The sequence below is a fragment of the Microbacterium sp. USHLN272 genome (assembly GCF_037149655.1).
Lineage (GTDB): Bacteria > Actinomycetota > Actinomycetes > Actinomycetales > Microbacteriaceae > Microbacterium > Microbacterium galbinum.
Genome location: NZ_JBBCRA010000001.1, coordinates 1856868 through 1871957, shown reverse-complemented (window position 1 = coordinate 1871957; position 15090 = coordinate 1856868). Strand labels below are relative to the sequence as shown.

Here is a 15090-nt window from a genome sequence, read left to right as displayed (position 1 = left end):
CGTTCACTCAGACCTGCGCGTTGCGGCGGCGGATCATCAGGCCCGCACCGGCGAGCAGGGCCAGGATGCCGAGCATCCACAGCAGCGAAGCCTCGCCACCCGTCGCGGGCAGCGTGCCGTCACCGGCATCCGTCCCGTCTCCGGGGGCGACGACCCCGCCGTCACCCGGCGTGCCGGGGGCACCCGTGCCGGGGTCGGTCGGATCGGCAGGCGGCACCACCGTGACCGCGCTCTGAGCGACCGCCGTCGTGCCGTAGTCGTCGGTGACCGTGTAGACGAGCGCGTACGCGCCCGCCGACGGCCCGACCATACGCGCCGCGCCGGCCGCCTGCACCAGCTCGACCTCGATCCGGTCGGTCAGATCGACACCGTTCGCGTCCTTCGCCGAGACTCCGGCGAGCTCGTCGAACTCCTCGCCCTCGACGACGGTGCGGGTCGGCGGGACTCCACCGAACGTCGGCTCGACCGCGGTCACGGTCACCGTGCGCTCGACGACCGTCTCGTTGCCGGCCAGATCGGTCACCCGGTAGGTGAGCGTGTAGACACCGGGCTTGGTGGTGTCGACCGTGCCCTCGATCGTGATCGCCGAGGTCACGTCGCCGTCGATCTCGTCGGTCGCCGAGACTCCGGCGAGCGGCTCGAACGGCTGTCCCTGCGCCACCTCGGACTCGGCGGGAAGGCCCGCGAACTCCGGACCCTTCTCGTCGTTCGCCGTGCGGGTGAGCGTCACCTCGTCGATCACCTTGCGATCCATCGTCTGGTAGGTCGTGAGGGTGATCGCCTCGGGCGTCACGTCGACGTCGGTGTACTGCGGCTGGTTCGACTGGTCCTTGATGGCCGCCTCGGGAGACGACGCGTCGAGACCGTAGAACTTGCTGCCGCTCGAGGAGTTGCCGGTCACGTACAGCACCTGCCCCTCCTCGGCCGCGAGCGTCACACCCGACTTCTCCTGCGCCTCCAGGTCTCCGGCCGGCGTCGTGCCGTCCATGAGGTAGCTGCGCGTGTAGATGTGGTCGTGACCGGCGAGCACCAGGTCGATGCCCAATTCGCTGAACACCGGTGCGAGGGCCGCACGGCGCTCCTTCACGTCCTGCTCCACGGAGTGGAACGCGGCCGAGTACAGCGAATGGTGCATGACGACGACGATCCAGTTGGCGTCGGCACCCTGCTCCTCGACGACCTCGCGCAGGAAGGCCGCGTGGTCCTCCTCGTTCGTGCTGCGCGCGTTGGTGTTGATGTTGAGGTAGAGCACGCCGTTGTAGGTGTACCAGTAGTCGCCTCCGGCTCGCCCGTCGATGCCCTCGTACCCGTGGGTCTCGGAGCGGTTCGGGGTGAAGAAGTGCGAGTTGAACTGGTCGGACTGGTTGTCGTGGTTTCCGATCGTCGCCTGGAAGGGCACCTGCTTGAGCAGCTCGGGGGCGATCAGCGAGGCGTATTCGTCTTCGGAACGGTGCGTCTCGATCTGGTCACCACCGCTCACGATCATCGAGGCATCCTTCTCGAACTGGTCGATCTGACCGAGCGATGCGGCCCAGCGGTCGCGGTCGTTCTGCCAGCTGCCCGACGCACCGATCTGCGCGTCCGTCAGGTAGACGAAGCTGTACGTCTCGTCGAACGTGCCGGTCCACAGCTCGTACGAGCGCGACCATCCCATCTCGTCGTTGCCGACCCGGTACAGGTACGAGGTCTCCTCGGCCAGTCCGTCGATGACGACCTGGTTCGAGTAGCGCCCGTCGCGGGCCTGCGCAGTGGTGGCGTCGAGCGTGCGCGCCTCGGCGACCGGGAACCCGGCGCCGGTGCGTGCGGATGCCGGTGCCACCTGCACCTGCGCCGCGATCTGACGGTCGGTGTAGAACGTCAGATTGCGCTGCGTCTCGTCGGATCCCACGTGCAGGAGCACGTCGGAGATCGCGGCGGGAGCGCCCTGGGCGGCGATGGTGAGCGAGGTCAGCTGCATGAACACGTCGGAGCTCGTCGCGTTGGTGTTGTGCACCTGCACCGCGATCGTGTTCGTGCCCGCCTGCAGAGCGGATGCCGGAACCGTGAACGCACCCGTGAGCGGCGCCGACCCGTTGTCGCCGGCGTAGACCATGTTGCTCGGGCCGTTACCGATGCGCGCATCCGCGAAGCCGCCGACGAGCTGCCCGTTGACGTACACGCGTGCCGCGTCGTCGTAGGCCAGTTCACCGTTCAGCTGAGTGATCTGCGCGAGGTCGGCCTCGTCGATCTCGAACGTCGTGCGGAAGAAGAACGCCTCCGTATTGGTGGTGCCCGTCTTGTACTGGGTGACGAGGGTGCTCGGCGTGTAGCCGCCCCCCAGGTCGCCGATCACGCCGTTCTTCGCGCCGAAGCTGCCGGTGCCGGTCTTCCACGACGTGTCGTCGTAGTCGGCGGCGGTCCAGCCGGTGTGGGTCGCCAGCCCCGCGGCGGGGTCGTCGGTCGTGTCGTGGAAGCGCCAGACGGTGTCGGCGTTCGTGACCGCGGTGCCGTCGATGTCGATCGGCGCCTGCACGGTCGGCTCGGTCGGCTCCTGCGCGTCGGGGCGCGTCGGCAGCGTCGGCTCACCCGGTTCGGTCGCATCGAGCGGGCGCAATGCGACGTCGAAGACGTGCATGATGCCCTTCGAGACGTCGTTCGGCAGGGTGACGCTCTTGACCGTCTTCTTCGTGTCGAGCGGAACGACCGCCGTCGCGAAGAGGGTCGGCTTGGCGGTGTCGGAGCCACCGGCGAGCGTGTTGCGCTTCGTGAGCGGCACCAGGCGGATGTTCCCGGGCTCGGCGCCCGTGTTCGTCCAGTCGGTGAGGCGCACGTCGACCTTCTTCGTCGAGCCGTCGGTGTAGGTCACCAGGGCGGTGCCGCGCGAGGGTCCGTTGGTCGCGAGACCGAGGAAGGAGATCCCGGATGCCGCGACGTCGCCGAAGTCGAGGACCTGGCCGTTCGGGATCCAGTGGTCGACCTCGCCGGCCACCGTGTCGGGCCACGTGAACTCGACACCGGTGTCACCGAGGGGGAGCTTCGCCCCACCGGTGACGCCCGCCGCCGCGAGGTCTTCACGCGAGAGGCCGATGCCACCGGCATCCAGTCCTCCCATGTTGACCGCACCGTCGGAGGTGATGCCGATCGAGTTGCGGTTGTCGCTGCCGTCACGGAAAGACGGGGGCAGGTCGCCCTCGCCGGTGCCCCACGTCGAGGCCGTCGCGCCCATCGTGAAGTCGAGGGTTCCGCCCGAGCGGGCGAAGTCGGCGGGCAGCCACGACGCGGTCTGCGCCTGGCCGTTCACCGACAGGCCCGTCGTGTAACGACGGTCGTCGCCGGCGCCGGGAGCGTCGATCGAGATGGTGCGGTCGGAGCCGATCGAGCTGATCTCGATGTGCTCGAACATCGGCGCCGAGACCAGCAGGTCGGCGGTGCCCCAGATCGCGGGCATCAGCCCGATGTTGGCCCACACGTACCAGGCGCTGAACGAGCCGAGGTCGTCGTTGCCGGCCAGGCCGTCGGGAGCCGTGGTGAACAGCTCGTCGGCCGCGCGGTACAGCGTCTCGGTCGTCTTGTGCGGAGCCTGCAGCCAGTTGTAGACCCACGGCAGGCCGAAGCTGGGCTGGTTGGCGATGTACGCGGCGTCGCTGAAGGCGCCCGCGTCGAGGTCGCGCAGGATGCGGTCGAGCTGCGCGGTGGCGTCGTCCTTGCCGCCGCGCAGGTCGATGAGGTCGGCCATGTTGTGCGACACGTTGAAGCCGTACTGGTACCCGGTCGACTGCTCGAACTGGGCGCCCTGCGTGGTGAGCGAGGTGTTCAGGAAGCCGTTGCGGTTGCGGGCGTCGATGTGCCCGGTGGCCGTGTTGAAGATGTTCTTCCAGTTCTGCGACCGGGTCGAGAACTGCTCGTACGCGGCCTCGTTCCCGAGGCGTTTCGCCATCTGCGCGATCGCGAAGTCGTTCGTCGTGTACTCGATCGTGCGCGAGGTCGCGGCGCCCTGCTTGTCTCCGTCGATCCATCCGTGGATGCCGTACATCACGGCATCCGATCGTCCGGTGTTCGTCATCGGCAGCGTCTGCGTCGCGAGCATGCTCTCGAGAGCCTTCGTGCGGTCGTAGTCCGTCGAGCCGAAGTCATCCGTCGCCGCGACGATGTTCTGCAGCGAGTCGCCGCTCATCTTCGTCTGGATCTGGTTGTAGGTCGGCCAGCTCGTCCACTTGCCCGACTGCGAGACCATGTCGACGATCGACTGGTTGATGTCGCTCGCGCGCTCCGGGTAGAGCAGGGCCACCAGCTGCGACTGGCCACGGTAGGTGTCCCAGCCCGAGAAGTTCACGTAGAAGTCGCGGCCCTCCTCGACGCTGTGGATCGTTCCGTCGTATCCGGTGTAGCGACCGTCGACGTCCTGGAACGTGTTCGGGTGCAGCAGCGAGTGGTACAGCGAGGTGTAGAAGGTGATGCGGTCGCGGTCGGTGCCGCCGGTCGCGTCGATCGATCCGAGTCCCTCTTCCCAGGTCGCGCGCGACTGAGCGCGGGTCTGGTCGAAGTCGAGGGCGTCGGTCTCTGCCTGCGCGTTCGCGCGGGCGCCGTCGACCGAGACGTAGCTCAGGCCGATCTTGGCCGTGACGTCCGCGCCGTCCGCGAAGGTCAGGTAGGCGCCGGCGCCGTGCTTGGTGGCGGCGGATGCCTCGGTGCCGCCGGCCTGCACGCCCGCCGGGGTCCACGTGCCGAACGACTCGACCGGCTGGTCGAAGGTTGCCGAGAAGTAGGCGGTGTACTGCGAGCCGCCGTTGCAGACGATGTTGGCCTTGACCGAGCCGGTGAGCTCACCGGTCGCGGGGTCGAAGGCGATGTCGGAGGCGTGCACCTGGTTGTTCGACCCGCCCGCTTCGAAGAGCAGCGTCGAGGTCGCGGCCGTCTCGTCGAACGAGTAGCGGCTGACCGCGGTGCGGGTCGTGCTGGTGAGCTCGGCCTGCACGTTCTCGAGGCCGACGGAGTAGTAACCGGGTTCGGCGGTCTCGTCGTCGTGCGAGAAGTCGAGGAAGTACCCGCCGATCGCGCTCGCCGGGTTGGTCGGCAGGGCGCCGTCGGTCAGGGCTCCCGTGAAGGGGATGACGGGGAAGTCGAAGCCACCGAAGTTCGACCGGCATCCCGTGCCCGAGAGGCGGGTCATGCCGAAGCCACGGATCTGGTCGGCGTCGTACTCGTAGCCGCCGAACTGCTGGCCGTTGCCGGTCTCGAACGTGGTGGGGCTGGACTGCACCATGCCGAACGGCACGGTCGCGCCCGGGAAGGTGTTGCCGTAGTGGTCGTTGCCGCGAGTGTTGTTGGCGTCGTTCATCTGGGTGCCGATGAACGGGTCGACCGCCTCGAACGGGGTGAGCGTCGAGACCTCTTCGGCGTAGGCAGCGGGCGTCACGAGGACGGACGAGGCCGCGAGGGCGGTGATGACTCCGGCGGCGAGGGCCGCGCGGCGTCTTCTCATGTGTCGGCCGGGGGATGCCGAACGCATGGGGGGCATGCGATTACCTCCATGTGGTGGGTGGATGCGCTGCCCGCATTCTGACAACGCTGTCAGGAACACTATGGAGGTTTGTGGACGCGATGTCCAACAACAGGTGAACGAAAGATGTCGGCGGGCGGGGCGGGGCCCTTCGACAGGCTCAGGGACCCAGCAGCTGGTAGCTGGGTCCCTGAGCCTCAGAGGCTGGGTTGCTGAGCCTGTCGAAGCAGCCCGACCCGCGGCATCCGCTTACTGGGCGGTGTAACCGCCGTCGACGAGGTGGTAGCTGCCGGTGACGAAGCTCGCCGCGTCGCTGGCGAGGAAGGCGATGAGGTTCGCGACCTCGTCGGCCTGGCCGAGGCGGCCGATCGGGTGCTTGCTCACGAGGTACGCCTTCGCCTCTTCGCCCATGGTCGCCAGCAGCGGGGTGTCGATGAAGCCGGGGCCGACCGAGTTCACGCGCACGCCCTGCGCCGAGTACTCGAGAGCGGCCGACTTCGTCATGCCGACGACCGCGTGCTTCGCGGCGACGTAGGCGGGGGAGTTGGCGAAGCCGACGCTGCCGAGGATCGACGCGACGTTGACGACCGAACCGCCGCCGTTGGCGAGGATCGCGGGCAGCTGCGCCTTCATGTTGCGGAAGACGGCGTTGAGGTTGATCGAGATGACCTTGTCCCACGCCTCGTCGGTGTACTCGGCGGTGGGGGCGGATGCTCCGCCGATACCCGCGTTGTTCACGCCGATGCGCAGCGGGGCGAGGGAGTTCGCGAGCTCGACCGAGGAGGCGATCCAGGCCGGGTCGGTCGCATCGCCGACGGATGCCTCGGCGACGCCGCCCGCGGCACGGATCTCTTCGACGACCGCGTTCGCGTGCTCGGCGTTCAGGTCGTTGACGACGACCGCGGCGCCGTTCTTCGCGAGGAGGAGGGCGGTGGCCTTGCCGATTCCGCTGCCTGCTCCCGTGACGATCGCCGAGCGGTCCGAAACGTCGTACTGAGCCATGGGTGGGCTTCTTCCCGGGCGGGCACTGCTTCCGGGAGATCTTCTCGGACGGTCCGTCCTTCTCTCCAGCCTACGCCCGTTCCGGGTGGGTGGATTCGCGTGAATGGAGTTTTCGGGTGGTGTTCGGCATCCGTTCGGGAGGAGTTCTCACGGATGGGAGGAGGAATCTCCCGCATCCGTCCTCCCGACGCGGAGATCTCCTCCCGAACGGGCGCGGGGTGGGCGCTCGCTCCGAGGGGTTAGGCGACCCGGCTTCGGCTCAGCGACCCGGCTTCGGCTCAGCAACCCGGCCTCGGTACTGGGTCCCTGAGCTTGTCGAAGGGCCCCGCGACGAGAGACCCCGTCAGCGGATGCGGGCGATCTGCAGCTGGATGCGTGCGGTGTCGGGGGTGTGCGCGAGGAGCGTGTCGGCGACGCGGCGCGCGGTGGCGACGCTGCTGTCGTCGGTCGAGGTGGCGATGCGCGTCGAGACGACCGAGGTGCCATCGGGTTCGGTCGAGACGAGGATGTCGGCCACCGGGCCGTCGGAGTCCTTCGCGGATGCCGCCGCGACGACCTCCGGCAGGCGGGCGAGCAGCGGCCGCGCCGTGAAGATGTTCGTGACGCCGGGAACGGTGCGCACGTGGCGGGCGAGGTCGACGGGTTCGTCGGGCGTGGTGGTGCTCATGACACATCCTTGATGTCGGTGTGGATGTCTTCGACGGAGATGTTGACGGCGACGACGTTCAGGTCCGTGTGCTTCGCGAGGGCGGCGTAGGCGACGTCGCGGAGCTCGTCGGTCAGGTGCTGGATCGACGTGCCGAAGCGCACGGATGCCGTCAGGTTGATCTCGACGGGAGCGCCGAGCGTCTCGGCGTCGCCGACGATCTCGGTGCGGCTGATGAAGACGCCGTCGATCGCGTCTCCGCTGTCACGCAGGAGCGCGCGCACGGCCCCCTCGGTGACCGTGATCTGCACACGCGGATCGGGGTGGCTGATGGGCAGGCTGCGGCCGGCGCGCAGTTCCTCCTGGATGGAGGTGAAGATGCGCTCGAACCAGGACTCGGGGGGTGCGGGCAGCTCGGCGGCATCCGCATCGATGAGGTCGCGCGACAGGCGACCCACGCGTTCGAGCGCCTCGAGCGCGTTGAGGCAGTCCGGGCAGCTCTCGATGTGCGGGTCGCGCGGCGTGCGGTCGCGGTCGAGGTAGTCCGAGAGCTGATCGATGGTCGTGCCGCAGTCGAGCGCGTCATCGTGATCGTGCGCGGTCATCGCCAGCCTCCCATCTGGATCGTGATGCTCGAACGGGCACGGGAGAGGAGTCCTCTGACCGTGCTGGGTGAGGTGTCCATTTCCTCTGCAATCTCGGTGTAGCTGAGCTCTGCGACCTGGCGCAGCAGCCAGCACCGTCGTTGATCTTCGGGCAGCGTATCGAGGGCCTTCGACAGGGCCGCGAGCTGGGCGTTGCGGATCGCGATCTGCTCGGGTTGGGTGCTCTCGGTATGAGGGGCATCGTAGCCGGTGAGCGTGGCATCCGTGGGGCGTCTGCGGATGAAGGCGAAGGCCTCGCGGCTGGCGATGCGCATGAGCCAGGATTTCACGGCATCCGGATCCCGCAGCGAGTCGAGCTGGCGCCAGGCCGTGACGAGGGCGTTCTGCACGACGTCGTCGGCCTCGCTCAGAGAGCCGACGATGCGCGACACGTACGCCCGCATCGAACCCGCATACCGCCGCACGATCTCGCGGAAGGCGGAGGAGTCGCCGTCGACGGAGCGATGCACCAGGACGCGATCCGAGACGACCGTCAGATCGCCGCTGCGCGGATCCGTCGAGCGGGCCATCGGACCTCCACCAGAACTTTCTGAAACTTTTTTGTGACGGATCGCGTGATCCGCGCCTCTTACTTGTGAGCGACGTTATCGCTCCCGATCCGGATCCCCCAGGGGTTGTGGTCGGCCGTCGAAAGAGATAGGACACGTCATGGCAACGCAGGATCAGAAGAACACGTCGACCAGCCCCGCCGAGAAGGAGCTGCCCGACACCACCGGCACCCCGACGCCGGCCGCCGTCGCTCCCCGCGTGGACCGTTCCGCCGGGTTCTCGACCTCGCGCATCCCCGCGGATGTCGACGCCGCCGGTACGACCACGATCGCCGAGGGCGTGGTGGCCAAGGTCGCCGGTATCGCCGCTCGTGAGGTTCCCGGTGTGTACGCACTGGGTGGCGGCGGAGCACGCGCATTCGGCGCGATCCGCGACGTGATCAACGCCACCGACCTCGCACAGGGCGTCAAGGTCGAGGTCGGAGAGACCCAGGCCGCGGCCGACCTGACCATCGTCGTCGAGTACCCCGCACCCATCCAGACCGTCGCCAACAACGTCCGCGCCGCCGTCGCCGGGGCGATCACCCGTCTCGTCGGCCTCGAGGTCGTCGAGGTCAACGTCGAGGTCAACGACGTGCACGTGCCCGGTGACGACAACACCCACGAGAACGAGGAGTCGCGCGTCTCATGAGCCCCACCACCACCGGCGCCCTGATCGGCGCACTTCTCGCCCTCGCCGCCCTGCTCTTCGGCTTCTGGGGATTCCTCCTCATGGCCGTGTTCGCAGGGGTCGGAGCGATCGTCGGACGCATCGCCTCCGGCAAGCTCGACGTCCGCGGTCTCGCCGACGTCATCACGGGGCGGCGAACCTCCTGATGCGCGTCGACCAGAACGTCATCGCCGGTGGCCGCCCCGCGGGGCAGGCCACCGGCGGGGAGTCCGTCCCGGGCCGCGTCGAGGTGAAGGAACGCGTCTATCGCACGGTCGCGGAACAGGCATCCGCATCGGTGATCGGCGTCTCCCGCAGTGACGTGAAGGCCGACGTCGTCGCGCGAGGTGCGGGGTTCGCCCTGCGCATCTCGTCACCGCTTCCCGTGCCCGATCTCGACGACACCGCCGCGATCGCCCAAGCCACCCCGGTGCTCGACCGGGCCCGCGAGCTGCAGGAGCGCCTGCAGCGGGAGCTGACCGGCCTCTTCGGCCACGAGGTCACCCGCGTCGCCCTCACCATCACCGGCGCCATCATTCCCGAAAGGAGACGAGTGCGATGAGCACCCCCGCACTTCGCCGCGTCGTCCGACGCGAGACCCATTCGCCGCGCACCGTCGCGATGTTCGTCGCGGTCGTCCTCCTCATCCTCGCCCTCGCCTACGTCGCCCTCGAGATCGTGTTGAGCCTCGCCGCTCAGCCCGCGCTCCTCGTCGGCCCGGCGGCGGCCGCGGGCTGGCTGGTCGGCCTGCCGACGCAGCCCGCCGGTCTCGTCATCGCCGGCAGCGTCGTGCTCGCGCTCATCGGACTGGTGTTCGTCATCCTGGCGATCACCCCGGGGCGACTGTCGAAGCACACCCTCGATGCGGGCGACCGCGCGGTCGTCGTCGACAACGGCGTGATCGCGAGCGCCCTCGCCCAGCATCTCTCCGAGGAGACCGGGATCGCGCGCGACGCCATCACCGTCGGCGTCGGCCACCGCAGCATCGACGTGACCGTGCGCCCCGGCGCCGGAGTGCCCCTCGAGCAGAGCGAGGTGCTCGCCCTCGCCGAGTCCGAGCTGCAGACGTATCGGCTGACCCGCAGCATCCGCACCCGCGTTCGCATCGAGCGCGCGATCGAGAAGGACGCCGACCTGTGAACGCCACCAACCGTGCGCTGAACCGCACCCTGCTGCTCCTCATCGGCCTGATCTTCCTGGCCCTCGGTGCCGTCGGCATCGCCCTCCTGAGCTGGCCGACCGCGGCCGACGTCTGGACGGATGCCGGCAAGAACGCCGAGACCTGGCTCGATCAGGCGGGCGCCGCGACCGCGATCGCCGGCGGGGCCGCCTCGTGGATCGGTGTCGGAGCCGTCGTCGCGATCGTCGTCGTGATCGCGCTGCTGATCCTCGCCCTCACGAGCGTCTCGGGCCGTCGGTCGAAGACGGCGCTGCGCTCCTCCGGCGCGCAGAACCCGCTCGGACGCGTCACCGTCACGGAGTCGTTCGTGTCGGATGCCGTCAAGAAGTCGCTCGCGGGCCGCGACGAGATCCTCTCGGCGAGCGTGACCGCCAACGACGTGCGCCACGAGCCGGTGCTGCACGTGGCGGTCACCCCGCGACAGAACACGGATCCGCGCGAGCTGGTCGATCACCTCGACCGGCTGCTCACAAACCTCGCCACACTCACCGGCCGCGAGACCGCCGCCTACGTGTCGATCCACACCAGCCTGCGCGCCCGTCTCGCCCACGATCAGAGGCGGTTGTCGTGACGGCATCCGCTCGCTGACCGGACTCACAGACTCGCCGTCGGTCGCGCATGGGCCGACGGGAGGGCGGCGGGGGCAGGACCCCGCCGCCAGAACCACCATCACGAAGGGAAACATCATGGGACTCGACGACAAGATCAAGAACGCCGCGGAGGACATCGCCGGTAAGGCGAAGGAGGCTGCGGGCAAGGTGACCGGCAACGAGAAGCTCGAGGCCGAGGGCAAGGCCGACCAGGCCAAGGCCGACGTGAAGAAGGCCGGCGAGAACGTCAAGGACGCCTTCAAGGGCTGACATGATTCCCAGCCGCGCGCTGGGTGAGACCTGCTGGGGACAGTGGGAGGGGGCGGGGCCATTCGACGGCCCCGCCCCTGTTTTCGTGTCTGCGGTTCCGGCGGTGAGCGCACCGAAGACTGTTGCAGATCGAGAATGCTAGCTAAGCTAGAGATCATGGAAAAGCACGAGGGGCTGCGGTGGGTCGGCCTGGTCTTCATCAGCATCGCGGTGTCGTTGATCATCGTCGACTCGACGATCGTGAACGTCGCGATCCCGGCCATCGTCGACGACCTCGGCATCACCTCCACCGAGGTGCAGTGGGTGCAGGAGTCCTACACCCTCGTCTTCGCCGCCCTGCTGCTGGTGTTCGGCAGTCTCGCCGACCGGTTCGGGCGACGGCGGATGCTGCTGATCGGCGTCGTCGTCTTCGCGGGGTCGTCGGTGCTGGCGTCGCTCGCCTCGGACGGCGGTGCGCTGATCCTCGCCCGCCTCGCGCAGGGGGTCGGTGGAGCGATGATCCTCCCGACCACGCTGTCGATCATCAACGCCACCTTCCGCGGCCGTGAGCGCGGGATCGCCTTCGCGGTGTGGGGGTCGACCATCGGAGGCATGGCCGCCGTCGGGCCGCTGCTCGGCGGATGGCTGACGACCGCGTTCTCGTGGCGGTGGGCCTTCGGCATCAACATCCCGCTCGGCGTACTGATCATCATCGGCGTCGCACTCACCGTCGCCGAGACGCGCAGCGATCGTGCCGAGCGCATCGACGGGGTGGGGGCCCTGCTCTCGGTCGTCACGATGGGCAGCCTCGTCTTCGGTCTGATCGAGGGGCGCACCTACGGTTGGTGGGGCGTCGAGCAGCGGCCCGAGATCGGCGACTGGACCTGGCCCTTCGACATCTCGCCCATCCCGTTCGCGTTCGCGCTCGCGCTGGTCGGGCTCGTCGCCTTCATCGCCTGGGGTGTGCATCGTGAGCGCGCCGGTCGCTCGACCCTCCTCGCCCTGCGGCTCTTCGCGATCACGTCGTTCCGCAACGGCAACATCGCCGCCGCGGTCGTCTCGCTCGGCGAGTTCGGGATCATCCTCGCCCTGCCGCTGTGGCTGCAGTTCGTGCTCGGCTTCGACGCACTGCAGACGGGTCTTCTGCTGCTCTCGCTCGCCGGCGGTTCGTTCCTCGCGAGCGGCATCGCGGGGGCGACGAGCGGTCGGATCGCGCCGGTATGGATCGTTCGCATCGGACTCCTCGCCGAGATCGTCGGTGTCGCCGGCGTCGGCCTCGCGATCGGTCCGGATGCCTCGTGGGTTCCGCTCATCCCTCTCCTGTTCGTCTACGGGGTGGGTGTCGGGCTCGCGACCGCCCAGCTCACCGGCGTCGTGCTGGCCGATGTGCCGGTGGCCGACAGCGGCGCCGCCTCCGGCACGCAGTCGACCTCGCGACAGCTCGGGGCGGCGCTCGGAGTGGCGATCCTCGGAACCGTGCTCTTCACCAGCACGGCCGGCATCCTCGCCGCTTCCCTCGACGACCAGGGAGTGCCGTCGGCTCAGCGCGATCAGGTGGTCTCGTCGGTGGTCGACAGTGCGGGCGCGGCGATCAGCGGACTGGCGGCGAACCCCGAAACGGCGGATGCCGCGGATGCCGCGCGCGAGGCCTTCTCGGACGGCACGCGCTATGCGGCGTGGACCGCCGCGGGCTTCCTCGCCCTCGGCCTCCTCGCGACGGTGTCGCTCGGGGGTGCGGCGGCGCGCCCGTCGGAGCGCGAGGAGAGCGGACGCGAGGCCGAGGACCCCCGATAGGTTCCCGTCCCCCGGTGCGACGTCCCCCGGTGCGACGGCGCGCCGCACCGGGAGCGACCTCGAGTCTCGATGCTGATTAGCGTCGTCGTATGCATCGACCGTTCATGAAGACGCCCGAGCAGCTCGAGTCCCTGGAAGGGCAGCAGTATCTCGTGCTGCGTCCGACGGGGGAGTTGGCGGATCGCTACAGCGCGGAACAGACCGACGCTCTGGCGCTGAGTCGACTCCCGCATCCGCACACCGGCCACGTGACGCTGCGGGGCTTCTACGAGCCGGAGCGCCGTGCAGAGCTGAGCGCACTCGTACACGCGTGGGCGATCGAGCAGGACCCGATCGAGATCACCGGCGAGGCCATCGACGCCTTTCCGGAACCCTGGCAGATCCTCATCCTCCGCCTGGCTCGCACCGACTCCCTCCTCTCCGCCTATGCGACTCTGACCGACAGGCTCGATGCGACGGATTTCCGGCGGCTCGGCGAACTGCCGCTCGACGAGTGGACGTTCCACATGTCCGTCGTCTACGGCGCGACGCTGTCGGGCCCGGAGTGGAAGGCGCTCGAGTCTGCGCGAGTCTCGGAGTTCGCACGCCCCGTGCGCGAGACGGCCACCCAGGTCGAGCTGGTCTCGTACTCGAACGGCGTGGAACTCACCGAGGTGATCCCGCTCGGGCGCTGAGAAGCGTTCGAGAGGTGGAGCAGCCCTCACCGGTTTAGTTCTGTTTAGTGCCTGGTCAACATCGGCAATGTCTTTTTCGCGCGATTATTCGCTCCTTCTGTGTGCGCAGAGCACACTCTTGACGCACGCTTACAAAACCGGTTTACTTGGGTCGAGCGATCCTCCGCGATCGCCCACCACAGCAGGTAGCCGACCCGAGGCGACCGAACGAAGGAGTTTCTCGCAATGAAGCGTTATGCAGGTGTTCTCGCCCTCGCCGCCCTCGCGCTGCCCCTCGCGGCATGCGGCTCGTCCGGCGGCGACGCAGCCCCCGACGGCGGGGAGCTGACCTCCGGCCCGATCTCGATCTGGTACTCGACGAACGAGCAGGAGATCGAGTGGGCCGAAGCCGTGGTCGAGGCGTGGAACGCCGACCACCCCGACGAGCAGGTCACCGCCGCGGCCATTCCGTCGGGCAAGTCGTCGGAAGACGCGATCGGTGCCGCCATCACCGCCGGCAACACCCCGTGCCTCGTCTACAACACGGCGCCGGCCGCGGTTCCCGCCTTCCAGAAGCAGGGCGGTCTGGTCAACATCTCGAAGACGTTCGACGACGGCGAGTCCTTCATCACCGAGCGCTCCGGCGATGCGGCCGACGGCTTCCGCTCTCCCGACGGCGACCTGTACCAGGTGCCGTGGAAGGCCAACCCCTTCATGCTCTACTACAACAAGGACGTCTTCGCCGCGGCCGGACTCGATCCCGAGAACCCCGAGCTCGCGACCTACGACGACGTGCTCGCCGCCGCCGCGGCCGTGAAGGAGAGCGGCGCCGCCGACTACTCGCTGTACCCGCCGGCATCCGGCGACTACACGAACTCGCTCTTCGACTTCTACCCGTTCTTCCTCGCGAACTCGGGAGGCACCCAGCTCGTGAGCGACGGCGCCGCCGCCTTCACGAGCGAGGAGGGCCTCGAGACGCTCGAGTTCTGGAAGACCATGTACGGCGAGGGCTACTCCTCGGCCGAGGCCTACAGCGGTGACGCCTGGGCCGGTCCCTTCGCCGACGGAGTGTCGGCCATGGGCATCGCCGGACCCTGGGGAGCCGGAGCGTTCGACGGCAAGGTCGAGTACGGCGTCGTGCCGCTGCCGACCGCCGCGGGCACGGCCGCCGCAGACACCTACACCTTCGGCGACTCGAAGAACGTCGGCCTCTACACGTCCTGCGAGAACAAGCAGACCGCGTGGGACTTCGTGAAGTTCTCGATGGATGCCGAGAACGACCTGGCCCTCCTCGAGACCACGGGGCAGTTCCCGACCCGCACCGATGTCGATGCGATCGCCGCCGACTACCTCGCGACGAACCCCGTGCTGGCGACCTTCGCCGCCTCGGTGCCCCTCACGGTCGACGTGCCGAACGTCGCGGACGCCACCGAGATGTGGCAGACGTTCCGTGACGCCTGGGGTCAGGCCGTGCAGGCGGGAGAGGGCGACCTCGAAGAGACCTTCTCGACCGCCGCGGACAAGATCGATGCCCTGATCGCCCAGGGCTGATCGATCTCGACCGGCTCCCCAGCCGGTCACCACCCCGGGGTGCGCGTGTCATGGCGCGCACCCCGGGACTCTTCGCTCCGCCGT

At 68.6% G+C, this 15090-nt stretch carries 14 protein-coding genes; 9 read left to right on the top strand and 5 right to left on the bottom strand.

From position 1 onward, the window contains the following. Positions 1-7: 7 nt before the first annotated feature. From WFJ97_RS08985 to WFJ97_RS08965, 5 genes are all read right to left on the bottom strand, one after another. Entirely contained in the window at positions 8-5497 is a 5490-nt protein-coding gene (locus tag WFJ97_RS08985) for a GH92 family glycosyl hydrolase (protein WP_336641225.1), read from the bottom strand. Positions 5498-5728: 231 nt separating this feature from the next. Continuing rightward, complete coding sequence (locus WFJ97_RS08980) at positions 5729-6481, bottom strand: SDR family NAD(P)-dependent oxidoreductase (protein ID WP_247623794.1); 753 nt, start codon at positions 6479-6481, stop codon at positions 5729-5731. Positions 6482-6824: 343 nt separating this feature from the next. Continuing rightward, the gene (locus tag WFJ97_RS08975; protein WP_247623792.1) at positions 6825-7148 is read right to left on the bottom strand and encodes a hypothetical protein; all 324 of its coding nucleotides are present in this window, start codon (positions 7146-7148) and stop codon (positions 6825-6827) included. Then, on the bottom strand, positions 7145-7732 hold the full coding sequence (locus tag WFJ97_RS08970) for an Asp23/Gls24 family envelope stress response protein (RefSeq protein WP_336641224.1): 588 nt from the start codon (positions 7730-7732) through the stop codon (positions 7145-7147). The genes WFJ97_RS08975 and WFJ97_RS08970 overlap by 4 nt, the downstream gene beginning before the upstream one ends. Beyond that, on the bottom strand, positions 7729-8301 hold the full coding sequence (locus WFJ97_RS08965; protein ID WP_336641223.1) for an RNA polymerase sigma factor: 573 nt from the start codon (positions 8299-8301) through the stop codon (positions 7729-7731). Before WFJ97_RS08965 ends, WFJ97_RS08970 begins: the two co-directional genes overlap by 4 nt. 139 nt (positions 8302-8440) lie before the next feature. Between WFJ97_RS08965 and WFJ97_RS08960 the strand changes: the two genes are divergently transcribed. The 9 genes from WFJ97_RS08960 (at position 8441) to WFJ97_RS08920 (ending at position 15006) form a co-directional block, all read left to right on the top strand. Beyond that, positions 8441-8971 carry an Asp23/Gls24 family envelope stress response protein gene (locus WFJ97_RS08960; RefSeq protein ID WP_247623789.1) on the top strand — a complete coding sequence of 177 codons (531 nt, stop codon included), beginning with the start codon at positions 8441-8443 and terminating at the stop codon, positions 8969-8971. Then, positions 8968-9156: a DUF2273 domain-containing protein gene (locus WFJ97_RS08955; RefSeq protein ID WP_336641222.1), complete on the top strand. Its 189-nt coding sequence runs from the start codon at positions 8968-8970 to the stop codon at positions 9154-9156. The genes WFJ97_RS08960 and WFJ97_RS08955 overlap by 4 nt, the downstream gene beginning before the upstream one ends. Further along, the gene (locus WFJ97_RS08950) at positions 9156-9551 is read left to right on the top strand and encodes a hypothetical protein (protein ID WP_336641221.1); all 396 of its coding nucleotides are present in this window, start codon (positions 9156-9158) and stop codon (positions 9549-9551) included. Before WFJ97_RS08955 ends, WFJ97_RS08950 begins: the two co-directional genes overlap by 1 nt. Next, positions 9548-10129 carry a DUF6286 domain-containing protein gene (locus WFJ97_RS08945; protein ID WP_336641220.1) on the top strand — a complete coding sequence of 194 codons (582 nt, stop codon included), beginning with the start codon at positions 9548-9550 and terminating at the stop codon, positions 10127-10129. The genes WFJ97_RS08950 and WFJ97_RS08945 overlap by 4 nt, the downstream gene beginning before the upstream one ends. Then, on the top strand, positions 10126-10740 hold the full coding sequence (locus WFJ97_RS08940) for a hypothetical protein (protein WP_247623785.1): 615 nt from the start codon (positions 10126-10128) through the stop codon (positions 10738-10740). Before WFJ97_RS08945 ends, WFJ97_RS08940 begins: the two co-directional genes overlap by 4 nt. 115 nt (positions 10741-10855) lie before the next feature. After that, positions 10856-11029 (top strand): CsbD family protein, encoded by a 174-nt coding sequence (locus WFJ97_RS08935; RefSeq protein ID WP_247623784.1) that lies wholly within the window; start codon positions 10856-10858, stop codon positions 11027-11029. 156 nt (positions 11030-11185) lie between these two features. Then, positions 11186-12802, top strand: a complete 1617-nt coding sequence (locus WFJ97_RS08930) for a DHA2 family efflux MFS transporter permease subunit (RefSeq protein ID WP_336641219.1) — start codon at positions 11186-11188, stop codon at positions 12800-12802. 89 nt (positions 12803-12891) lie between these two features. Next, a complete protein-coding gene (locus WFJ97_RS08925) occupies positions 12892-13476 on the top strand; it encodes a 2'-5' RNA ligase family protein (protein ID WP_336641218.1) in 585 nt (194 codons plus the stop codon). Between the two features lie 225 nt (positions 13477-13701). Then, positions 13702-15006, top strand: a complete 1305-nt coding sequence (locus WFJ97_RS08920) for an ABC transporter substrate-binding protein (protein WP_336641217.1) — start codon at positions 13702-13704, stop codon at positions 15004-15006. Positions 15007-15090 lie beyond the last annotated feature (84 nt).